The organism is Micromonospora sp. NPDC049101 (assembly GCF_040648675.1).
GTDB lineage: Bacteria > Actinomycetota > Actinomycetes > Mycobacteriales > Micromonosporaceae > Micromonospora.
In genome coordinates this window covers 99,809-120,615 of the sequence record NZ_JBEZED010000025.1, presented here as the reverse complement: position 1 = coordinate 120,615, position 20,807 = coordinate 99,809, and the positions used below count along the sequence as shown (strand labels likewise).

Sequence of the window (20,807 nt, the reverse complement as noted above, 5' to 3'; positions counted from 1 at the left end):
AACGCGAGACCAGCAACAGACAGCACACTCTTACGCATGATCGTGTTCATGGGGGTTAGCTCCTTCGGGGGTAGAACACCCGGCCGCACCGATCGGGGGAACGGTGAGCGGGTGTGAGCACCTCGTCCGGCGCCGCACATACAAGGGGGAAAAGTCTTCGACGGTCGGCGACCTGCGAGCGGAGGGCTCGCGGCACCGGGGGCGGCGACCTGCGAGCGAGGGCTCGTGGCGCCGGGTCCAGGTGTAACGACCGGGGGGCCGGGGTGATTCCGGGTTGGCCCGTCGCGCGGCACCCTCGTCGGGGCGGTGCCTGCGGTCGTTCGCGGGGACTGCAACGACCCGGGGGCCGGGGGCATTCCGGGCGGCCCATCGCGCGGCACCCTCGTCGGGGCGGTGCCTACGGTCGTTCGTGGGGACTATAACGACGGGGCCCGGGTCGGCATTCCGACCTGCGGGATCCGCATCCCCAACCCCTGGGGGTCGGGCGGGCGGCAGGTCGTGCTGCGATCGTCAGGGTGTGTAACGACCCCGGCCCGGCCACGATTCCGGCCCACGGATGCGACCGGTCACAACCCACAACCACTCCCCACCGGACAAACCACCCACACCACCCCGCACCCACGACCCCGAACCGCCCCCGCCAAGCATGATCCACTCGCCTTCACGGAAGTCGCGGTGTCCCGGACCTCCGGACCCCCCGATTTCAAGAAAGCCGAGTCGATCATGGCCGGGCGTGTGCGCATGCCAGGCGCGTGCGCATGCCAGGCGTGTGTGGCGTACGTGGGTCAGGTGTCCAGATAGCGCAGGATGGCGAGGATCCTCCGGCTGTAGCCGGTCGCCTCCGCGAGGCCGAGCTTGTCGAAGATGGCGTTGACGTGCTTCTCCACCGCGCTCTGCGACACGTGCAGGCGTTGGGCGATCGCGCTGTTCGTGTGTCCCTGGGCCATTTCGTGCAGGACGTCCCGTTCGCGTGGTGTGAGCCGCCCGAACGGGTCGGGCCGTTCCGAGCCGGCCACGACCTGACGAACCACCTCCGGGTCGAGCGCGGTGCCCCCGGCGGCGACCCGGTCGAGTGCGTCGAGGAAGTCGTCCACCTGGGCAACCCGGTCCTTCAGCAGGTAGCCGACCCCCTCGGGACGGTCCGCCAGCAACCGGCCAGCGAAGCGCCGCTCGACGTACTGGGAGAGCACCAGGACGCCGGTGGCGGGCCAGCGTCGACGGATCTCCAGGGCGGCACGCAGCCCGTCGTCGGTGTGGGTGGGCGGCATCCGGACGTCGGTGACGACCACCTCCGGACGGGTCCGTCCGACCGCCTCGACCAGTTCGTCGGCGGTGCCGACCGCCGCGACCACCTCGTGCTCCTCCTCCGCGAGCAGGCGCGTCAGGCCCTCCCGGAGCAGCGTCGAGTCCTCGGCGAGGACTAGCCGCACGGCAGCTCCACCAGCACGGTGGTCGGGCCGCCGGCCGGGCTGGTCACCCGCAGCCGGCCGTCCAGTGCGGCGACCCGTCGGGCCAAGCCGGACAAGCCGCGCCCGCCGGGGTCCGCGCCGCCGACACCATCATCGTGTACGCGCATCCGGACCCACCCCTCCCGTACCCCGATCTCGACCGCGACCAGCGTAGCGGCGGCGTGCTTCGCGGCATTGGTGAGCGCTTCGCAGGCCACGAAGTACAGCACCGTCTCGATCTGCCGATCGGGGCGGACCGGCAGATCGCAGCGGATCCGCACCGGCACCGCGGAGCGACGGGCGACCATGGCGAGCACCTCGCCGAGGTCGCTGCCGTCCAGCGCCGACGGGTAGACCCGCCACGCCACCTCGCGGAGTTCCGTGATGGCCCGCTGCACGTCCTCGTGCGCCTGGACGAGCAGGGCGGCGGTGCGGTCGGCGTCGCGGGCACGCCGAGCCCGGCCGAGCAGCATGCCGAGGGCGACCAGCCGCTGCTGGAGGCCGTCGTGCAGGTCGCGTTCGATGCGCTGCCGTTCGGCGTCGACGGCGGCGATGACTCCGGCCCGGCTGCTGGTCAGCTCGTCGACCCGCCGCGCCAGCTCGGCCCGACTGCCCGCGCCGAGCAGCCGTCGTGCCATCCGGACGTCCAGCGCGGCGACGCTGGCGAGCGCTTGGACGTTGAGCAGCAGCAGCACCACTCCGACGGCGACCTGCGCCAGGGTGTCGAGCAGGGACAGCTCGCCGCGTACCACCGCGCGCAGCACGATCCCGGCCAACACCAGGCCGACGCCGAGCATCGCGTACGCCAGGAGGCCGAGCGCAGCGGGCAGGAGTCGGGCCGCCAGGTAGCCGACCTGCCGCCGGGTCGCCAGCGCGTCGACCGCGGGCAGCTCGCTACCGGGCAGCAGTCGATCGAGCCGGCCGCGTTCCAGGCGGACGAGCCGGCCGGCGTACCGCTGGGTGAGCCTGGCGGCCACGCGAGCGGCCGGCGGCACCGGCGCGGACACGCCGAGTGCGACGGCCGCGACGACCAGGAAGGCAAGCTCGACAGCGCCGGTCGCGCTGCCGGCGGCGACGAGAACCGGCAGCCGCAGGCGAGGCCCGACGCGACGCTCCACCGTCACCTGGCGCTCCGAGTCCGTCGCCCGCACTCCCGCGGTGACACAGGCCCTAGCGCTCGTCGGAGGTCCACGTACCGCTGCGGTAGAGGGTGCCGCGCCCACCCGGATCGGGCACCCCGAGCGTCGGCTCGCCAAAACCGGCGGCGTCGGGATCGGCCCGCTCGGGGTCGCGGGCGGCACGGCGGGCTCGCAGCACGCGGGACCCGACGAACCAGGCGGCCGCCGCCGCGCAGACCACGATCACCATTTTCTGCAGCGTGCCCGCGTACCCCTCGACGAGGTGCCAGTTGTCGCCGAGGAAGTAGCCGGCGAGTACGAAGGTGGTGTTCCAGATCAGGCTGCCCAGCGTGGTGTAGAGCAGGAACGTGCCCATCGGCATGCGCTCCACCCCGGCCGGAATGGAGATCAGGCTTCGGAAGATCGGAATCATCCGGCCGAAGAAGACGGCCTTCACTCCGTGCCGGAGGAACCACGCCTCGGTCCGGTCCACGTCGCTGAGCTTCACCAGCGGCAGCCGGGCCACGATGGCGCGCATCCGGTCGCGCCCCAGCGACGCGCCGACCAGGTAGAGCGCCACCGCGCCCACCGCCGAGCCCAGCGTGGTCCAGAAGATCGCGCCGACCAGACTCATCCGGCCCTGCGCCGCGACGAACCCGGCCAGCGGCAGAATCACCTCACTGGGGATCGGCGGAAACAGATTCTCCAATGCCACGGCCAGACCCGCGCCCGGCCCGCCGAGTCGTTCCACCAGGTCACTGACGTAGCCGACGATCCCACCCTCCGGTGGTTCCGCTACGGCGGTGGGGGTTCCGGTGGCGAGCACGGCGTGGGACGTTCGAATCATGCACCCACCGTACGAAGTGATCCTGAGAGCCGACCATGCGGTTGACCGCCCGGCCCCGCGGGGCGACCACACCGGCGGGGGTGCGGAAAACCACACCCCACTGCGGCTCGCGGTGGCGCAGCCACTGTGCGTACCCCGGGATGTCGCGGCGAACGCGCGGGCACACGCCGCCGCGGTCCGGGCGGCGGGTGCCCGGGTGGTGGTCTTTCCGGAGCTGTCCCTGACCGGGTACGAGTTGGACGCGCCGGTCGTGTCGGTCGACGACCCGCGGTTGGGGCCGTTGGTCGAGGCGTGCGCCGAGACGGGCACGTTGGCCCTGGTCGGCGCGCCGGTCGCGGGCGACCACATCGCGGTGCTGGCGGTGAGCGGCGACGGAGTGACGGTGGCGTACCGCAAGATGTGGCTGGGTGACGCGGAAGCCCGCCGGTTCCGGCCGGGCGACACGCCCGCCGTGCTCGCTGTGGACGGCTGGCGGGTGGGGCTGGCGGTCTGCAAGGACACCGGCGTCGCCGCGCACGCGGAGCGGACCGCGGCGCTCGGGATCGACGTGTACGCGGCGGGTGTCGTGGAGTCCGCACGCGACGCCGCCGTGATCGACCAGCGGGCGCACCGGATCGCGACCGCCCAGCGGGTCTGGGTGGCGGTGGCGAGTTGCGCCGGCTCGACCGGCGGTGGCTACACCGAAGCGGCCGGACGGTCCGGGGTGTGGACGCCGGAGGGAGAGGTCGTCGCGCGCGCGGGCACCGAGCCGGGCGAGTCGGTCAGCGCCAGCCTCGGTTGAACGGGCCGGTGATGTCGGGCCCACCGCCTATCGACGACGCGGCGGGCGGGTCTGCCGCCCTCTACGGCTTCTCCTCCGGCGCGGTGCTGGCGCTGCTCGCCGTGACCGGTGGCCTGCCAGTCAACCGGTTGGCCGTGCTGGAGCCGCCGTTCGAGCAGGACGAGCAGTCGCCCGACGAGCCGGACCTGGCCGCAGACATCACCAGGCTGGCAGCCGACGGGCGGCGCGGCGACGCGGTGCTGCATTTCCAGCGGAGCATCGGAGTGCCGGCGGAGATGATCAACGGCATGCGCGACGGGCCGGGCTGGCCGGCCATGAAAGCCTTGGCGCACACGCTGGTCTACGACCTCACCCTGCTCACGGCCCTGCCGGCCGAGGCATTGACCACACTCACGATCCCGACGTTGGTGCTCGACAGTGAGCAGAGCGACGCACGGCTGCGAGGCTGGGCGCGGGCGGTGGCCAAGACGTTGCCCGGCGGGCGGCACCGCACGCTGCCCGGCGAGTGGCACGGCGTTTCGGACGAGGTGCTGGCACCGGTGCTTGCCGACCACTTCGCCGGCCGCGCCGACTGAACGACGACGCGTGGCGCGTTGCCGTACGCCTCGGGCAGGATCGGCTGATGAGCACCGTCCCCTCCCGCCTGTCCGTGGTCACGCTGGGCGCACGCGACATCGGCGTGCTGCGGTCCTTCTACCGGTCGTTGGGGTGGCCCGAGCTGCCGTCCAGCGACGACGACTGGTCGGCCTTCCTGCTCGGTGGTGTGCTGTTCGCGCTCTTCGGGCTGCCGGAGCTGGCCGCCGAGGCCGCGCCGGGTGTGCCCGCCCCGGCCGGAGGTTGGTCCGGCGTCACCCTGGCCTGCAATGTCGACACTCGCGAGGAGGTCGACGGGGCTTTCGCCGCGGCGGTCGCGGCGGGCGCGACCGTGGTGGCGGAGCCGACCGACCGGCCCTGGGGTGGGCGCTCCGGTTACATCGCCGACCCGGAGGGCAACCGCTGGGAGATCGCCTGGGCCGGCTCGGCCCGCTTCGACGAGCGCGGCGCTCTTCTCTCCTTCGGCTGAGTGGCTGGTGTTTGCGCCGCGCCAGGGACGTTGCGATGCTTCGCCTGTGACTTCCTATCCGGGCACCTTCGCCGACGATGTCATCGACCAGCCGGCGCAGACGCAGATCGAGACGTTCATCGACGAGCACCGCAGCGCACTCAACGGCTGTCTGGACGGGCTGACCGAGGAGCAGGCGCGCCGCTCGTTGGTGCCGTCCCGGACCACGCTGCTGGGTCTGGTGAAGCACGCCACCTTCGTGGAGATGGTCTGGTTCGACGAGGCCGTCACGTGCCGGTCCCGCGCCGAGATCGGCATCCCCGCCACGCCGGACGAGTCGTTCATCCTCGACGACGACGACACGATCGCCAGCGTCCAGCGAGCACACCGCGAGGCATGCGTTGCCTCCCGCCGGGCGACATCCTCGCTGGGCCTGGACGACGTGCTCCGCGGCAACCGGCGCGGCCCGCTGCCGCTGCGCTGGGTGTACCTGCACGTGCTGCGCGAGCTGGCCCAGCACTGCGGGCACGCCGAGATCCTGCGGGAGCAGCTCCTGGCGGAGTGACGCGGGCGCTCAGGCGGCGTCCAACACCTCCCGCAGCCGTGCCGCGAACTCCTCGGGCTTGCCCGCGTAGCCGAACTCGCCACCGAGGAAACCGCCGTGGTGACTCGGGAACACCACGGCCTCCTGGCCGAGCAGGGCCGCCAGGCCGAGAGCCGTGCGCGCGGTGTACGTGCCCGTCGACTCCTCGCCGACGGCGACCACGATCCGCGTCGGTGCCGCGGCGAGCCGGCTCACGTCGGGGCGGTAGTCGCTGATCGCCCAGGAGAGGTCCGACAGCAGCGGATCGTCGCGGCTGCCGTCGTCCTCGGTGGACAGACCGAACGTCACCGGGTCGGCCGCGGGCCGGGCGAAGTAGGCGTCGGTGAACTCACCCTGCCACGAGGTCATCGCGATGAACGCGGCCATGCCCGCACCGGCGCCCTTCGTCTGGTACGCCTGGTAGAAGTCGGCCCGGGCGCGCTCGGCGGCCGAGGCGTCGGGCAGCACCGCGTTGATCGGCGGCTCGTGCGCCACCAACGTGCCGACGTCGCCCGGGTAGGCCGCGACGAGTTCGAGCGCCGTCACCGCACCGCCACTGCTGGCGAACAGGTCGACCGGGCCGGCGCCGAGCGCCTCGATCAGCTGGTGCAGGTCGGCCGCCTGCTGCTGCGGCGTGTGGTCGGTGCGACCGTCCGTGCGGACGCTCCGGCCGAGGCCACGCGGGTCGTAGGTGACCACGGTGCGGTCGGTGAAGTGCGGGGCGAGCGCGGTGAAGCCCTCCGCCGCCATCGGTTGACCGATCAGGAGCAGGACGGGGCGCCCGTCGGACGGGGGCAGCGGGCCGCAGACGTCGTAGACCAGGTCGACGCCGGGTACGGCGAGGGTGTGCGTCTGCGTTGTCGTCATGCCGCTGAGACTACGACCGTCGCGACGCGGTGGTTGACCACGCCGTGCCGGCGACACCCATGGATCACGCGCTGGCCCACCCGCCGACGTCGCCGAAGCGACGCAGAGTCCAACGGGCCGGCGGCCAACCGCCGGGGTCGTGGTCGCTTGTCCATTCGGTGATCGACGCCGGGGGCACGTCGAGGTCGAACGCCCGGAAGATCGGCTGCGCGGCGAGCGCGTGGAACGCGCCCTCGACGGTCTCGCTGTGGCCGACCAGCACCACAGTGGCGCCCCGGTGCCGATGGGCGATCTCCATGATCGCGCGGCTGACCCGGACCACCAGCTCCGCCCAGCTCTCGTTGCCCTCCTCGAACGGCCGGAACACCCCGCCACCGGCCACCGCGTGCTCGGTGCGGAAGCGGGCGGTCGGCAGGCCGTCGGCGTACGGGGGTGTGTGCCAGGTGCACAGGCCACAGTCGGCCACCGGTCGGACGCCGAACGCCGCCCCGATCGGTTGCGCGGTCTCGACGGCTCGGCGCAGCACGGACGAGTAGACCGCCACCGGCCCGTCGGCGGCAACGTCACGGGTGAGCCGGTTGGCCAGGTCGTGTGCCTGCTCGTGGCCGAGGGGGGTGAGGCCCCGGCAGCCCCGTGGCCCGCCCACGATTCCTTCGAGCTGGTGGAGCGACTCGCCATGTCGCACGAAGATCAGACGTGTCCGCATCGGCACATCATGCCAGCGGCATCGACAGCGTTATCAGTCGTCCGTACGGCCGACGGAGAAGTCGCTGGCCCGGGTCAGCAGAGCGTCCAGTTGGGCACCCGTCTGCGCGGGTAGGCGGTCGCGTTCCACCAACTCGGCGATGCGTCCGCGCAGGTCGGCGACGCGCCTGGACCGGTCCCTGGTGTGCCGGTTGAGGTCGGCGAGGTCATCGCGCAGATCCTCGGCGGTCTTGCGGTCCACGTCGCCGCGGGCGACCGCCCCGGCGAGGACGGCGGCGAACTCGCCTGTCACCTCCCGGAGGCTGACCGGCACCTGCTGCCCGGCGGTCGGGGGCGCGGTGCTGGCGCTGGGTCGGGGCGAGGAGGGCGCCGCCGGCGTCGGCGAGTGCGTCGTGGGCGCGGGTTTCGGGGCGGCGGTCGACGGCGGGGCGGCCACCTGCGGCGAGCTGGGCGCGCTCGGTGTGCCGAAGGGGCCCTCGGCGAGCAGGGCGCCGACACCGACGAGCACGGCGAGGCCGGCCGCGACAAGCACGGCGAGAGGCCGGCGGGACCGACGGCGGGGCGGCTCGGCGGCGACCGGGGCGGGGCGGGCCGCCGAGCGGTCGATCAGGGTGGGCGGGTGCGCCGCCGGTGGGACGCGCAGCAGCTCGGTGGGCGGGTGCGCCGGTGAGACGCGCAGCAGCTCGGTGGGCGGCTCGACCGGCTGGCCGGCGCCGAAGCGGCGGGCCAGGTGCGCGGCGCTGGGCCGGTCGGCCGGATTGGCGGCCAGGCAGGCGAGGGTCAACGCGGCGATGTCGGCGGGGAGGCCGGGCACCCGCAGCGGCGGCACCGCTGTGCCGCGGCGGTGCACCTCCAGCGCGTCCTCCCAGCTCTGCACCGGCAGCGGCGCCTGCCCGGTGAGGGTGCGGTAGAGCAGCGCACCGAGGGCGTACACGTCACTGGCCGGGTCGGGCGGACCGGCGGCCAGCCGTTCCGGGGCGAAGTAGGCCGGTGTGCCCATCAGCGGCTCGCCGGACTGGCTGTCGAGGCCGCCGAGCGCCGCGATGCCGAAGTCGAGCACCTTGGCGCCGGTGTCGGTGAGCATGACGTTGCCCGGCTTGACGTCGCGGTGCACGACGCCGATGCGGTGCGCGGCGGCGAGCGCGGCGGCGATCTGCCCGGCCACCCGGACCGCCTCCGGCCAGGGCAGCGGCCCGGTCCGCAGCCGGTCGGCCAGGTTGTGGCCGTCGACGAGCTCCATCACCAGGTACGGAACCACGACGCCGCCGGCCAGGGTCGCCTCGGCGTAGTCGTACACCTGGGTCACGTGGGGGTGGGTCAGCCGGGCGGCCGCGCGGGCCTCGCGTTGGATGGTGGCCCGCAGTTGCGGGTCGGCGGCGAGCTGCCCGGCGAGAACCTTGATCGCGACCGGTCGGCCGAGCACGTCGTCGTCGGCCCGCCACACCTCGGACATGCCACCGAGGCCGATCCGCTCGTGCAGTACGTAGCGGTCGTGCAGACGGAGGGTGGGCGTGAAAGGCGACATGGCTTCACCAGTCTGCCTGGCCGCGCCCTCCTCGACCACCCTGCGTGCCCGGACCCACACTGTTCGTCCCGTGCGTGCCGGAATGAGTTTCGATCAGGTCAGGAGCAGGGCGGCGCGGCGGGCAGCGGTCGCGGCTGGATGCGGTCGGCGAGCCGGCGCAGGGCGACGGCGGCGGCCTGCCGGGTCGGGGCGAGCAGGGCCGGACGGACGCGTTCGACCTGGACCGGGGCGTCCGGTCGGGCCGAGTTGACGTGCCGGTTCATGGCGTCGAGCGCGGTGACGTATCCGCTGGGAAGTTCCATGGTCAACTCCTCGGGACAGGTCCGGTGGAGTCCCGGACGACGAGTGCGGTGGGCAACAACACATGGCCGGCCGCGGCGTCCGCGGGCGGGTCGAGCAGGAGCTCGGCGGCGATCCGGCCCTTCTCCTCGGCTGGCTGCCGGACCGTGGTGAGACCGGCCGCGGCGGCCTCGGGGACGTCGTCGAAACCGGTCACCGAGACGGCCGGCCGGCTGCTGCCCGGCCGCTGCTCGAGGGCGTCCAGCACACCGAGGGCAAGCACGTCGGAGCCGGCCAACACGGCGGTCGGTGGCGTCGGTGAGTCGAACAGGCCGGCGACGGCGGCGGCTGCCGCCTGCCGGCTGTTGCCCGGGGCGTTGAGCAGGGTCAGCTCGGCCCACTCGACACCGACCTCGGCGAACGCGTCGGCGAATCCGGCGAGCCGGCCCCGCGTGGTGGGGTGCCCCGCCTCGTGCACGCCGGACAGGCGGAGCGGGCCGGCGGGGGCGACGGGGGCGACGGAATCGGCGAGCAGCGCCACCCGACGGTGGCCGAGCCCGGCGACGTGCGCGGCGACACTGTGCGCGGCGGCCCGCTCGTCGATGCCGACGAACCGCTCGTCCGAGCCGGCGTCGTCGCGGGCGGCGGTGCTGACGAACGGCAACCCGCGGGCGCGGATCACGTCCAACGCCCATTCCTCGTCGGCCACGCAGTAGACGCAGAACCCGTCGACCGCGGCGTTTTCCACCGCCCGCCGGGCGTCGGTCACGGCCGGCGGCAGCGGCACCAACAGCATGCTGGTGCCGTGCCGCTCGGCGGCCACGCCGACCCCGGCGAGGAAGCGGACCGCGAACGGGTCGGTGAAGGCGTACGACAGGCGGGAGGTGAACAGCACCCCGATCGACCCGACGAAGCCCCGGCGCAGGGAGCGTGCGGTGGGGTTGGGACCGGGGTAGCCGAGTTGCCGGGCAGCGTCCAGGATCCGCTCGCGCAGGGTGGCCGAGAGCTGGTCGGGGCGGCTGTAGGCGTTGGACACGGTGCTGCGGGAGACGCCGACGGCGTCGGCCACGGCTTGCAGTGTTGGCTTCACCGGCACCTCTCTGTATCGATTCAGTCTGTATCGATACAGAGACTAGCTCGACCAGTCGGCGTCGGTCAATACGTGGATCCGGAGAACGCCGCCGCCGGCCAGCACGGCGGCCGGCGGCGTCGGCCTCAGGGCTCCAGCACCAGGCGCCCCCGCAACCCCCCGGCGGCCAGCCGCTGGTGTGCCGCCGCCACGTCGGTCAGCGGCAGCCGACCGGCCAGCCGCAGGCTGAGCTGACCACTGTCGACCAACGCCGACAGCTCGGCCAGGAGGGCACCGTCGGCGTGGACCTCCTGCACGACGACCCGGGTGGCGCGCAGCGGCGGCGGGGCGAACGGCGCCACGAGCGCGACGAACACTCCCCCACCCCGCAAGGCCTCGTGCGCGCCGACGCCGACGACCGCCGCGTCGACCACCGCGTCCACTCCGCCCGGCACCACCGCGCGCACCGCCGTCCCGAGCCGGTCGGTCCGCGCCACGAACCAGTCCGCGCCCAGCGAACGGACCACCTCCTCGTCCCGCGCGTCGGCCACGGCGACGGTCCGGATGCCGCGCAACGCGGCCAGTTCGAGCAGAAGCCCACCCACCCCGCCGGCCGCGCCGGTGACCAGCAGCGTGCGCCCGGCGTCCAGGCCGGTGAGGGCGAGCGACCGGGTCGCGGTGAGACCGATCAACGGCAGCGTCGCCGCGACCTCCGGGGCGACGGTACGCGGGGCACGCGCCACCGCCCCCTCGTCCAACACCACCCACTCGGCCTGGGTTCCGGGCGCGGACAGCAGGTCCCGCAGCCCGATCACCGCGGCACCCACCGCGAACCGTCGTACTCCCGGCCCGACCGCGTCCACCGTCCCCGCCACATCCCAGCCCAGCCCCACGACGGGCACCTGTGGCAGCAGGCCGGCCGCGGTCAACGCACCACTGCGGGTGGACAGGTCGATCCGATTGACGCCGGCGGCGGCGACGCGCACCCGCAGTTGCCCGACTCCCGGCTCCGGCTCGGGCCGGTCGGCTATCTCCAGAACCTCGGGGCCGCCGAACCGGCGGACGATCACAGCTCTCATGCCAACGACGCTAGAAGCGTTAGCATCCGGCGAGAAGAAGGCACCGCGAGGTGCCCTGGGTACCCGGGAGGGACACGATGGCCACCATGACCGCCGGCGAGCGCCGCGAGCGGGACCGGCGTTCCTACAACGCCTTCCTGGCCGAGTGCCGGGTCACGAACTGCTCGCGACGCTCAGCGACAAGTGGTTGACGCTGGTGGTGAGCGCGCTTGCCGACGGGCCGCGACGGCACAGCGAACTGGCCCGCACGGTGGCCGGGGCAAGTCAGAAGATGCTCACCCAGACGCTGCGCAAACTGGAGCGCGACGGTCTGGTCAGCCGGTCGGTGACCGTCGGCGTGCCGGCCCGGGTCGACTACCAACTCACCCCGCTGGGCGAGAGCCTGCTGCCGGTGCAGCGGGCGATCAAGGCGTGGGCCGAGACGCACATCGGTGAGGTGCACGCCGCTCGGGCCCGCTACGACGCCCCGGAGAACTGAACGCCCGCGCCCGCGCTCGGGGCGGACGCCGGCCGGGTCAGGGCAGGCGGGCGACCCCGGCGTACATGCTCACCTCGGCGGCCGAGGGCCGCGGCCCTCGCTCGCTCTGCGCCCGCCAATCGGCGACCGACGTGACGCCCGGCTCGACCAGGTCGAGGCCGGCGAAGAAGCGGGTGAACTCATCCCGGGTGCGCAGGCTGATCATCCCGTGCGGGCCGCCGTTGCGGGCCCCCGCCCTGGCCGCCGGGGCGATCTCCGGTGGCAGGTAGTCGTGGGTGGCGTGCGACGCGGCCAGGAAGCTGCCCGCCGGCAGCGCGTCGAGCAACTGCCGCACCAGCTCGTACGGATCGTCCTCGTCCGGCACGAAGTGCAGGACCGCGACAAGCATGAGGGCGACCGGCTGCGACAGGTCGATGGTGCGTCTCAGCTCCGGGTCGGCGATGATCCGCCGCGGGTCGCGCAGGTCGGCGTCGATGTAGGCGGTGGCACCCGCCGTCGAGCTGGTCAGCAGCGCGCGGGCGTGGGCCAGCACGATCGGGTCGTTGTCCACGTAGACCACCCGGGTCTCCGGCGCGATGGCCTGGGCGACCTCGTGGGTGTTGTTGGCGGTCGGGATGCCGGTGCCGATGTCGAGGAACTGCCGGACGCCGGCCTCGCGGGCCAGGTAGTCCACCGCCCGCCGCAGGAACCGGCGGTTTTCCAGGGCGGCGGTGCGGATGGTCGGGAAAGCCTCCGCCACCGCGTCGCCGGACTCCCGATCGGCCTGGAAGTTGTCCTTGCCGCCCAGCCAGTAGTTGTAGCGGCGGGCCGGGTGCGCCACCGAGGTGTCGATCCGGTCACTCGGCGAGCCGGCCGTCGTGCCCGTGGCGTCGGTGGTCAAGGCAGCTCCCGCAATGACGTCTGTCCACTGTCGTCGATCGTGGACCATGCTAGCGCCACGGCAGGCGGGGCCGCGGCCCCGGTCGGCGATCAGGCGGGATAGAGGTCGTCCAGCAGCCGGCCGAGAATCTCCGCCGTACGCTCCGGTGGCTCGGCCTCGACACAGAGTCGTTCCATGGCCACCGCGTAGTAATCCAGGTCGTCGCGCTTGTCGAGGTAGATGGCGCTGGTGAGTTGTTCGATGTAGACGATGTCGGGCAACTCCTGGTCACCGAAACGCAGGATGGTGAAGGCGCCCCCGGCGGCGGCGTGGCCCCCGGCCGCGAACGGAATGACCTGGAGCCGGATGTGGGGCGACTTGGTCGCCTCGATGAGTGCGGTGAGCTGGCCACGCATGACCATGGGGCCGCCGATCGGCCGACGCAGGGCCGCCTCGTCCACCACCGCCCAGAGCTGCGGCGGGCTGTCCCGGCGAAGCAACTGCTGGCGCTGCATCCGCAGGGCGACGCGTCGGTCGATCTCGCCTGGACCGGCCGCGCCGTGCCCGAGCAGCACGACCGCCCTCGCGTACTCCCGGGTCTGCAGGAGGCCGGGCACGAACTGCACCTCGTAGCTGCGGATCAGCGCGGCCGCGGCCTCCAGGCCGAGGTACGACTGGAACCAGGTCGGCAACACGTCACCGTAACGGTGCCACCAGCCGGGGCTGTTGGCGTCACGCGCGAGCTTGAGCAGAGCGTCACGCTCGTGTTCCTCTGTGACGCCGTAGAGGGTCAGCAGGTCGGACACGTCGCGCTCCTTGAAGCCGACCCGACCCAGCTCCATCCAGCTGATCTTGGATTCGGAGGAACGGATCTCCCAGCCGGCGCCCTCCCGGGTCACCCCGCTGGACTCCCGCAGGCGGCGCAACTGGGCGCCGAGCAGCATCCGAAGCACGGTCGGCCCGGTCGTCGGGCCACCCTCGGCAGGAACCATCGACACGTGCGGACCTCCGGACACCGACCCACGGTGACCGGGCGCCCCGGCCCGGCCGACGTGTAAGCATGCCATGGACCGACAGTGAGGTGAACTCCTCCGCACCGGCGATTCGGTCTCGTCGCCGGGACGCTGCGGACGACGAACGGTCAGTTGATCAGATGGTCGAAGTCGCCGTCGCGCGCACCGAGCACGAAGGCGGCGATCTCGTCCACCGTATAGATCAGTGCCGGCCCCTCCGGATGTCGTGAGTTGCGGACCGCGATGCCCGCTCCCCCGGGCAGTTCGGCGAGTTCGACACAGTTGCCGCTGGGGTTGCTCCGGCGGCTCTTCTGCCAGCTCAGCGGGGGCAACTGATGGATCGGTACGCCATTGGGTGGCTGCTGCATGGAGGCGTCTTTCTGCTCACGAGCCCGCCGGTGGCCGTGGGAGGAGCGGTGACGGCGAGGGGTGTTTCAACGACATTGGACGTTCATGCACGTGCATCTGCTATTGCATCTGCATCGGACGGCGAGCATGATAACGCACGTGATCGGTGGCCATCCGTTCACTTTGCGTTACCCCCACAGGGGCAACCATCAGGCAAAACGTTGGCCCCGACGCGGCACGTCGCGTCGCGGAGAGGCTGGAGGCGGTCGAGGCGATGGGAGGGTTCGTGCCGGATCCGATGAGTGTCGCCTCCGGCATCTGTGCCGCCGGTGCGCTGCTCTCCTCCTGGCAACTGCGCCGGCGGGCGCTGCGCGCCGAGGTCGAGATCGGGCACCTCCAGGCCGAGCTGGCCGCCGAGCGGCACGCCGCGAGCCACGACCCGCTCACCGGGCTGCCCAACCGGCGCGCCTTCTACCGCCTGGCGGCCGCCCTGCTCACCGACGCGGCCGGCCAACCGCTGATCGCCGTCGTGCTCGACCTCAACGACTTCAAACAGATCAACGACCAGTACGGGCACGCCGCCGGCGACCAGGTGTTGATCAGTGTGGCCGAGCGGCTCGCCGGCTTCGCCGGGGACAACCTCGTCGCCCGCCTCGGCGGCGACGAGTTCGCCGGGCTGCTCTCCACCCCCACCGTCGACCGGCGCTGGATCGACCACGCCACCCGCCGGCTCAGCGAAACCGTCGCCGCGCCCATTCGGCTCGGCGGTTCCAGCGTCCGGGTCACCGCGTCCGTCGGGCTCGCCCCGGTGACCGGTCCGGCCCAGCTCACCGACGCGCTCAGCCGCGCCGACGCCGCCATGTACCAGGCGAAGAGCCTCGGCGGCGCCCGGTCGCCCCGACAGTTGGTCGACAGCGCCCGCCTGGTGGAACGCTGACCGTTCAGGTGGCGGGCGCGCCGAACCATCTGGGCAGCTGACCGAGCAGATCGGTCTGGTCGTCGCCGACCCACGCCACGTGGCCGTCCGGCCGGAGCAGCACCGCGGGCACGTCCAGTTCCTCGCTGGTGTCGACGACGTGGTCGACCCGATCCGCCCACCCGGCGACCGAGAGCCGACCACTCTGGTCGAGCAGCAGTCCGCGACCGGCGTGCATCAGCGCGTAGAGACGCCCCCGCCGCAGCCGCACATCGCGCAGGTGTCGGCCGAGCAGGTCGTGGCCCTCGCCGACGTCGTAGCGGACCCCGATCGCGGTGATCTTCTCGATCAGGTACCGGTTGACGTCCTCGAAGTCCAACAGCTCCGACAACAACTGGCGCACCGCCCGAGGGCCGGGCTGGGGCGACAGCAGCTCCATCTGCGCGCGGGTGTTGGTCAACACGTCGGCGGCCACCGGGTGTCGTTCGGAGTGGTAGGTGTCCAGCAGCCCCTCCGGCGCCCAACCGTTGATGTCGGCGGCCAACTTCCAGCCAAGGTTGAAGGCGTCCTGGATACCGAGGTTGAGACCCTGCCCGCCGGTCGGCGGGTGGACGTGCGCCGCGTCCCCGGCCAGCAACACCCGCCCGACCCGATAACGCTCGGCCAGCCGGGTGGCGTCGCCGAAGCGGGACAGCCAGCGCGGCGAGTGGACGCCGAAGTCGGTGCCCGCGTACACCCGCAGTTGGTCGGTGAAGTCCTCGATGGTCGGCGGGACCGCGCGGTCCTCGGCCACCCCCTCGGCGGGGACGAGGACGCGGTAGACCCCGTCGCCGAGCGGCCCGAGACCGAACCGGAGGTGGGTCTTGCGGACCTCGGCCACGACCTGGGCCACCGTCTCCGGCGGCACCCCCACCTCCATCTCGCCCAGCAGCGTCTCGACCGTCGACGGCTCACCCGGGAAGCCGACGCCGAGCAGCTTGCGTACGGTGCTGCGGCCACCGTCGCAGCCGACGAGGTAGCGCCCGCCCAACCGCGTGCCATCGGCCAGCTCCACGGTCACCCCGTGGGCGTCCTGGCTCAGCCCGACCAGCTCGCTGCCGCGCCGGATCTCGACGCCGACGGCGCTGGCGTGCTCGGCCAACAGGCGGTCGGTGCTGGTCTGCGGAATGCCGAGGACGTACGCGTGTGCGGTGTCCAGCCCGCCCGGCGACGGTTTGGGGATGGCGGCGAAGAAGCCACCGACGGGGTGTCGGGTGCCGAGCGCGAGGAACCGCTCCAGCAGGCCGCGCTGGTCCAGCACCTCGATGCTGCGCGCGTGCAGGCCGAGCGCGCGGACATACCTGGTCGGCTCGGCCTCCTTCTCCAGCACGAGGGGACGGACCCCCTGCAGCCGCAGCTCGCTGGCCAACCACAGGCCGGTCGGTCCACCGCCGGCAATGATTACATCGATCACAGAATCCCCCGATTTTCCCGGATTTGGGCTTCGGCTGGTGATTCTGCTGCACCACCCGGGTCTTGCCGCAAGGCCCCCGGTGCGCTATATGTTGGGAGTGGCAGGGAGGGGATGACCTCCTTGCCCTTGTTTTTCCCGCCAACCCCGACGCGGTCGCCGCTCAGCGACGCGCACCGAGATCGCGCAGCGCCGCGACGGCGAGGGTGACCAGACCCACCGGCGACACGAGTCCGTGCACGATCCGCGCCGCCCGGTCCCGATCGGCCGCCTCGGCGTCGGCGTCCACCGCCTGGCGCGTCCAGTCGCTGAGGTCGTCGAGCGCGCGCACCGCGAGGAACCAGGCCACCCGCGCCGGGTCGACGTCGGTCGTGCCGTAGCCGGCGAGGACGGCCCGCTGCTGCTCGGGTGTGATCGGCGCGAAGGCAAGCACCCCGCCGCGCACGAACATCAGGTCGCACTCGCGCGGAGCGAGCACCGCGTCGTCCCAGTCGATCAACCAGACCCGCCCGTTCGCGCCGAGCAGCAGGTTGCCCAGGTGTGGGTCGCCGTGACAGACGACGAACGGCACGGGCCGATCCTGCTGGTCGACGGCCAGGCGCTCGACCTCACGGAGCAGAGTCCGCACCCGGTCGGCCACCGTGGACCACACCCCCGCGAGGTCGGCGACCACCGGGCCGGCGGGGTCCGGGTCGCGCAGCCGCTCGGCCATCGTGCGGGTCGCGGCCACGATCGAGGGGTACGCCGCGCCGCCCACCGGCAGCAGTCGACTCAACTCGTCGGTGACCGGCACCGCGTGCACGGCGGCCAGCACCTCGCCGTACCCACGCCAGTGCGCCGTGGTCATCGAGCCGTCGACCGCCCGCTCGTCGGAGACCCACGGCACCACCGAGAGACGGTGACCGTCGTGGTCCACGGACAGCCGTCCATCGTGGGTCGGCACCGGCGCGGCGATGCCCGGCACACCCTGCCCGGCCAGGTACGCCGTCACGGCCAGACCGGCAGCGGTGCCGCCGCCGCTCAGCTTGACCGCGTACCGGGCGCCCTCGACGGTGGATGCCTGCCACAGTCGGGCGTGCTGGTCGGCGCCGTGGGTCACCCGTTGCATCGTGGACAGCCGCAGGCCGAAACTCGCACGAACCCGCTCGGCCACCCGCCGCGTGACGTCCTCGGTCATCAGTATCGGCTGAATATACGGCTCAACGTCGTCTCGTCAATCGCTTCGCCGCCACGTTCATGGATGTTTGGGTTCCGCTGACCGGGTATGGGACAGCGGCAGCCCAGACAACTGCCGGGAGGAACCGACGTGGCGGACATTCGCGCCCTCGTGCTCAACTGCACCCTCAAGCCCTCACCAGCGCCGTCGAGCTCCGAGCAACTCGGCCGGGAGGTGCTCGCCGAGTTGGCCGCGCAGGGCGTCGAGGGCGAACTGGTCCGGGTCGTCGATCACGGCGTGCGCTTCGGGGTGTCCACGGACGAGGGCAGCGGTGACGGCTGGCCGGCGATCCGCGCCAAACTGCTGGCAGCCCAGGTGCTCGTCATCGCCACGCCGATCTGGCTCGGTCAGCCGGCCAGCGTCTGCAAGATGGTCCTCGAACGCCTCGACGCCGAGCTGTCCGAGACCGACGCCGAGGGTCGGCTCCTGACCTACGGCAAGGTGGCCGGCGTCGCCGTCGTCGGCAACGAGGACGGTGCGCACCACACCATCGGTCAGGTGCAGCAGGCGCTCAACGAGGTCGGGTTCACCCTCGCCGCCGCCGCCGCGACCTACTGGGTGGGCGAGGCACTGCACACGGTGGACTACCGCGACGTCGGCCCCAAGCCGGACACGACCGGCCGCACCACGAAGGCTCTGGCGCTCAACACCGCGCACCTGGCCCGGCTGCTCGCCGACCAGCCGTACCCGCCGCCGGACGCGCGGGGCGCAGCGGTCGCGGGGCGCGAGTAGGCACGACCACCAGGTGCGTCCCTATCGAGCTGCCCCGTTCCTGGGGCAGCCTGATGCGCCGTTCGCCACCGGTCCGGGCGCGGTCAGCGCCAGCCGTAGCCGGCGCGCAGCGCCTGCCCGACCCGGTCGAACCGGGGCCGGTCCAGCACGGCACCCTCGCGGCGGATGCTGTCCTCGCGCATGGTGAGCACCCGGTCCAGCCGGACCCAGCTCGGCCGGTTGTCGCGGTCCCACTCACCCGGCCCGAGCGCGAACCAGTGCCGCTGCCCGTCCCGCTCGCTCTGACTGGACAGCATCAGCCCGAACAGCGTCCGACTGTGCCGCCCGACGACCAGCACCGGACGGTCCTTGCCCTGCCGGGGGTCGTCCTCGTACGGCACCCACGTCCAGACGATCTCGCCGGGGTCGGCCTGACCGTCCCGCTCCGGGGCGTAGGTCAGCTCCCGTCGCTGCAACGCGCTCACCTGACGGCGGCGGGCCACCTGTGCGGGAGCCGGCCCGGTACGCCGGGGCGACGGAATCACCGCGCCCACCCGGGAGATGCGAGCCGCGACATTCCTCAACAGACCAGCCACGGCGGGCAGCCTACCCGCCGCCGCACCGCGGGTTGCGACAGACTGGGCCGATGGACGATCTTCCCCGCGACCTACCGATCCTGCAGAGACGCGCGGTGCGGGTGGTGGTCATCGACCACACCGATCGGGTGTTGCTGTTCCACACCCACGACCCGGACCATCCCCGGCTGGGCACCTGGTGGGAGCTGCCGGGCGGCGGCATGGACCAGGGGGAGACCTATCGCGACACGGCGGTGCGCGAGCTACGCGAGGAGACCGGCATCGTGGTCACCGCCGACCAGGTGGGCATGCCGACCTGGCGACGACGGGCGAGTTTCCTGCACCGTCAGGTGCGGCACGTCCAGGACGAGGTGGTGGTCACCGTAGGACTGGCGGGCCCCGGCCCGGACGTGGACGAGGCGCACCGGCTCGACTACGAGGTGGAGGACTACTTCGCCTTCCGCTGGTGGCCGCTTGCGGAGGTGGTGGCCAGCCGGGACCGGTTCTACCCCGGGCAACTCCCCCGGCTGATCACGCCCTTCCTGGCTGGCGAGGAGATCGACGAGCCGTTCGAGCTGTGGTCGTGAGCGAGCAGGCGGGCAGAGTAGGGGCATGACGACCGATCTGCACGGGCCGCTCTCCGCGTACGCCGCGCGGTTGCACGCCACGATCGGCGACCGGCACCACGTCGCCTCCCCGCTCGGCGCCTGGCTGCTGCTCGCGGTCTGCGCCACCGGGGCCGACGCCTCCGACCCCGCCGCCGAGGAGCTGGCTCGCGCTCTGGGCACCGACCTGGCCAGCGCGGCCGAGGTCGCCCGGACGCTGCTGGACGCGCCGCATCCGCTTGTCGCCTCGGCGACCGCGCTCTGGCACCTGCCCGGCCAGGGCCACGGCGGGTCGACCGGGTGGCGGGCCGCGCTGCCCGCGACGACGGAGGTGGGTGCGCTGCCCGACCAGGCCGGGTTGGACGCCTGGGCGCGCGAGCACACCGACGGCCTGATCGACACGTTTCCCCTGAAGGTCAGCCCGGAGGTGGTCTTCGCCCTGGCCAGCGCGCTGGCCACCCGCATCTCCTGGGCGACCCCGTTCGACCACACCGAAGCCCGCGCACTCGGTGCGGGCAGCGCCTGGGCCCGCGGGTTACGCCGGGTGTTGCGCAGCCCGAGCCAGGGCCACCGGTGCGCCATCGTGTCCGGCACGCGGGTCGGTGACGTGATCGTGCACGCCGCGCCGGCCCAGAGCAGTGCCGGCGCGGGGCTGGTCGTCCTGTCGGTGGCCGCCGCACCGCAGGTGTCGCCGGCCGAGGTGCTGGCCGTCGCGTACGACCTCGGTGCCGGCGCGGCCGACGGCTCGCCACCGGCCGGCAGCCGCTCGCTGTTCGACCTGCCGCTGGGCGAGACCGCGCTGTGGACGGTACGCGAGGAACGGGTCCGGACCCGGGCCCCCGACGGCCGCGAGGAGCGACACCAGGCGATACTCCCCTGCTGGTCGGCCCGCGGTGAGCATGACCTGAGCGCTCCGGCGTTGGGTTTTCCGGCGGCCACGCTGGCCCTGGCGAAGGCGCTGGCCCGACCGGTGCGGGGCTTCGAGGCACGACAGACGGCGGTGGCCCGGTACGACCGGTACGGTTTCGAGGCGGCCGCGGTGACCGGCATGTTCGGGCTGGTCAGCCTGCCACCGGAGGGCCTCGCCCGCACCGCCGAGCTGCGCTTCGGCCATCCGTACGCCGTGGTGGCCGTCGCCACCGACACCCGGGCCGACGGCACCACCGGGCCGTGGCACGGGGTGCCGGTGTTCTCCGCCTGGATCACCGACCCGGAGGACCTGGACGACTCCACGACGTGAGCGCGGGGGTGGGCCGGGCCGACCGATGCTCCCCGGTGAATGGCGGGACGATG

At 72.9% G+C, this 20,807-nt stretch carries 24 protein-coding genes; 9 read left to right on the top strand and 15 right to left on the bottom strand.

Annotated elements, in window-relative coordinates; all coding sequences use genetic code 11:
* Window positions 1-785: 785 nt before the first annotated feature.
* From AB0B57_RS28395 to AB0B57_RS28385, 3 genes are read right to left on the bottom strand one after another with little or no spacing between them, the layout of a single operon-like run.
* Window positions 786-1,430: a response regulator transcription factor gene (locus AB0B57_RS28395; RefSeq protein ID WP_357076286.1), complete on the bottom strand. Its 645-nt coding sequence runs from the start codon at window positions 1,428-1,430 to the stop codon at window positions 786-788.
* Complete coding sequence (locus AB0B57_RS28390; protein WP_357076284.1) at window positions 1,421-2,572, bottom strand: histidine kinase; 1,152 nt, start codon at window positions 2,570-2,572, stop codon at window positions 1,421-1,423. The genes AB0B57_RS28395 and AB0B57_RS28390 overlap by 10 nt, the downstream gene beginning before the upstream one ends.
* A gap of 46 nt (window positions 2,573-2,618) precedes the next feature.
* Window positions 2,619-3,413, bottom strand: coding sequence for a DedA family protein (locus AB0B57_RS28385; protein ID WP_357076281.1), 795 nt, complete (start codon window positions 3,411-3,413; stop codon window positions 2,619-2,621).
* On the opposite strand from AB0B57_RS28385, the gene AB0B57_RS28380 reads away from it, so the two are divergent.
* The 4 genes from AB0B57_RS28380 to AB0B57_RS28365 are packed head-to-tail and all read left to right on the top strand — an operon-like array spanning window position 3,412 to window position 5,801.
* Window positions 3,412-4,194 carry a carbon-nitrogen hydrolase family protein gene (locus AB0B57_RS28380; RefSeq protein WP_357076278.1) on the top strand — a complete coding sequence of 261 codons (783 nt, stop codon included), beginning with the start codon at window positions 3,412-3,414 and terminating at the stop codon, window positions 4,192-4,194. The genes AB0B57_RS28385 and AB0B57_RS28380 overlap by 2 nt on opposite strands.
* Window positions 4,195-4,205: 11 nt before the next feature.
* Window positions 4,206-4,769, top strand: coding sequence for a hypothetical protein (locus AB0B57_RS28375; protein WP_357076275.1), 564 nt, complete (start codon window positions 4,206-4,208; stop codon window positions 4,767-4,769).
* A 47-nt stretch (window positions 4,770-4,816) separates the two neighbouring features.
* Window positions 4,817-5,257 (top strand): VOC family protein, encoded by a 441-nt coding sequence (locus AB0B57_RS28370; RefSeq protein ID WP_357076272.1) that lies wholly within the window; start codon window positions 4,817-4,819, stop codon window positions 5,255-5,257.
* A 46-nt stretch (window positions 5,258-5,303) separates the two neighbouring features.
* Complete coding sequence (locus AB0B57_RS28365; protein ID WP_357076269.1) at window positions 5,304-5,801, top strand: DinB family protein; 498 nt, start codon at window positions 5,304-5,306, stop codon at window positions 5,799-5,801.
* A gap of 9 nt (window positions 5,802-5,810) precedes the next feature.
* Here the strand turns inward: AB0B57_RS28365 and AB0B57_RS28360 are convergent, their stop codons facing one another.
* The 6 genes from AB0B57_RS28360 to AB0B57_RS28335 all read right to left on the bottom strand — a co-directional run bounded on the left by AB0B57_RS28360 (window position 5,811) and on the right by AB0B57_RS28335 (window position 11,343).
* A complete protein-coding gene (locus AB0B57_RS28360; RefSeq protein WP_357076266.1) occupies window positions 5,811-6,686 on the bottom strand; it encodes an alpha/beta hydrolase in 876 nt (291 codons plus the stop codon).
* Window positions 6,687-6,750: 64 nt separating this feature from the next.
* Window positions 6,751-7,392, bottom strand: a complete 642-nt coding sequence (locus tag AB0B57_RS28355) for a histidine phosphatase family protein (protein ID WP_357076263.1) — start codon at window positions 7,390-7,392, stop codon at window positions 6,751-6,753.
* Between the two features lie 33 nt (window positions 7,393-7,425).
* The gene (locus AB0B57_RS28350; RefSeq protein ID WP_357076260.1) at window positions 7,426-8,916 is read right to left on the bottom strand and encodes a protein kinase; all 1,491 of its coding nucleotides are present in this window, start codon (window positions 8,914-8,916) and stop codon (window positions 7,426-7,428) included.
* A 98-nt stretch (window positions 8,917-9,014) separates the two neighbouring features.
* Window positions 9,015-9,218 carry a hypothetical protein gene (locus tag AB0B57_RS28345; RefSeq protein ID WP_357076257.1) on the bottom strand — a complete coding sequence of 68 codons (204 nt, stop codon included), beginning with the start codon at window positions 9,216-9,218 and terminating at the stop codon, window positions 9,015-9,017.
* Window positions 9,219-9,220: 2 nt separating this feature from the next.
* Window positions 9,221-10,285 (bottom strand): LacI family DNA-binding transcriptional regulator, encoded by a 1,065-nt coding sequence (locus AB0B57_RS28340; RefSeq protein WP_357076254.1) that lies wholly within the window; start codon window positions 10,283-10,285, stop codon window positions 9,221-9,223.
* 125 nt (window positions 10,286-10,410) lie between these two features.
* Entirely contained in the window at window positions 10,411-11,343 is a 933-nt protein-coding gene (locus AB0B57_RS28335) for an NADP-dependent oxidoreductase (RefSeq protein WP_357076251.1), read from the bottom strand.
* Between the two features lie 145 nt (window positions 11,344-11,488).
* Between AB0B57_RS28335 and AB0B57_RS28330 the strand changes: the two genes are divergently transcribed.
* The gene (locus AB0B57_RS28330) at window positions 11,489-11,821 is read left to right on the top strand and encodes a helix-turn-helix domain-containing protein (RefSeq protein ID WP_357076248.1); all 333 of its coding nucleotides are present in this window, start codon (window positions 11,489-11,491) and stop codon (window positions 11,819-11,821) included.
* Window positions 11,822-11,858: 37 nt separating this feature from the next.
* Here the strand turns inward: AB0B57_RS28330 and AB0B57_RS28325 are convergent, their stop codons facing one another.
* The 3 genes from AB0B57_RS28325 to AB0B57_RS28315 form a co-directional block, all read right to left on the bottom strand.
* Window positions 11,859-12,701, bottom strand: a complete 843-nt coding sequence (locus AB0B57_RS28325; RefSeq protein WP_357076245.1) for an SAM-dependent methyltransferase — start codon at window positions 12,699-12,701, stop codon at window positions 11,859-11,861.
* Between the two features lie 89 nt (window positions 12,702-12,790).
* A complete protein-coding gene (locus AB0B57_RS28320; protein ID WP_357076243.1) occupies window positions 12,791-13,678 on the bottom strand; it encodes a helix-turn-helix transcriptional regulator in 888 nt (295 codons plus the stop codon).
* Between the two features lie 143 nt (window positions 13,679-13,821).
* Window positions 13,822-14,061: a DUF397 domain-containing protein gene (locus tag AB0B57_RS28315; RefSeq protein WP_074309213.1), complete on the bottom strand. Its 240-nt coding sequence runs from the start codon at window positions 14,059-14,061 to the stop codon at window positions 13,822-13,824.
* 266 nt (window positions 14,062-14,327) lie between these two features.
* Between AB0B57_RS28315 and AB0B57_RS28310 the strand changes: the two genes are divergently transcribed.
* Window positions 14,328-14,978, top strand: coding sequence for a GGDEF domain-containing protein (locus AB0B57_RS28310; protein ID WP_357076239.1), 651 nt, complete (start codon window positions 14,328-14,330; stop codon window positions 14,976-14,978).
* Window positions 14,979-14,982: 4 nt separating this feature from the next.
* On the opposite strand, the gene rox is transcribed toward AB0B57_RS28310, so the two are convergent.
* Both rox and AB0B57_RS28300 read right to left on the bottom strand, forming a co-directional pair.
* Window positions 14,983-16,410 carry a rifampin monooxygenase gene (rox, locus tag AB0B57_RS28305; RefSeq protein WP_357076236.1) on the bottom strand — a complete coding sequence of 476 codons (1,428 nt, stop codon included), beginning with the start codon at window positions 16,408-16,410 and terminating at the stop codon, window positions 14,983-14,985.
* A gap of 160 nt (window positions 16,411-16,570) precedes the next feature.
* Window positions 16,571-17,584: an aminoglycoside phosphotransferase family protein gene (locus AB0B57_RS28300; RefSeq protein WP_357076233.1), complete on the bottom strand. Its 1,014-nt coding sequence runs from the start codon at window positions 17,582-17,584 to the stop codon at window positions 16,571-16,573.
* 129 nt (window positions 17,585-17,713) lie between these two features.
* Between AB0B57_RS28300 and AB0B57_RS28295 the strand changes: the two genes are divergently transcribed.
* Window positions 17,714-18,355, top strand: a complete 642-nt coding sequence (locus tag AB0B57_RS28295; RefSeq protein WP_357076229.1) for an NAD(P)H-dependent oxidoreductase — start codon at window positions 17,714-17,716, stop codon at window positions 18,353-18,355.
* Between the two features lie 83 nt (window positions 18,356-18,438).
* Here AB0B57_RS28295 and AB0B57_RS28290 read toward each other — a convergent pair whose 3' ends face one another.
* Entirely contained in the window at window positions 18,439-18,930 is a 492-nt protein-coding gene (locus AB0B57_RS28290) for a type II toxin-antitoxin system PemK/MazF family toxin (RefSeq protein ID WP_030336385.1), read from the bottom strand.
* A 50-nt stretch (window positions 18,931-18,980) separates the two neighbouring features.
* On the opposite strand from AB0B57_RS28290, the gene AB0B57_RS28285 reads away from it, so the two are divergent.
* On the top strand, window positions 18,981-19,496 hold the full coding sequence (locus tag AB0B57_RS28285) for an NUDIX domain-containing protein (RefSeq protein ID WP_357076226.1): 516 nt from the start codon (window positions 18,981-18,983) through the stop codon (window positions 19,494-19,496).
* 25 nt (window positions 19,497-19,521) lie between these two features.
* The gene (locus AB0B57_RS28280) at window positions 19,522-20,754 is read left to right on the top strand and encodes a hypothetical protein (protein ID WP_357076223.1); all 1,233 of its coding nucleotides are present in this window, start codon (window positions 19,522-19,524) and stop codon (window positions 20,752-20,754) included.
* The last annotated feature ends 53 nt before the right edge of the window (window positions 20,755-20,807 follow it).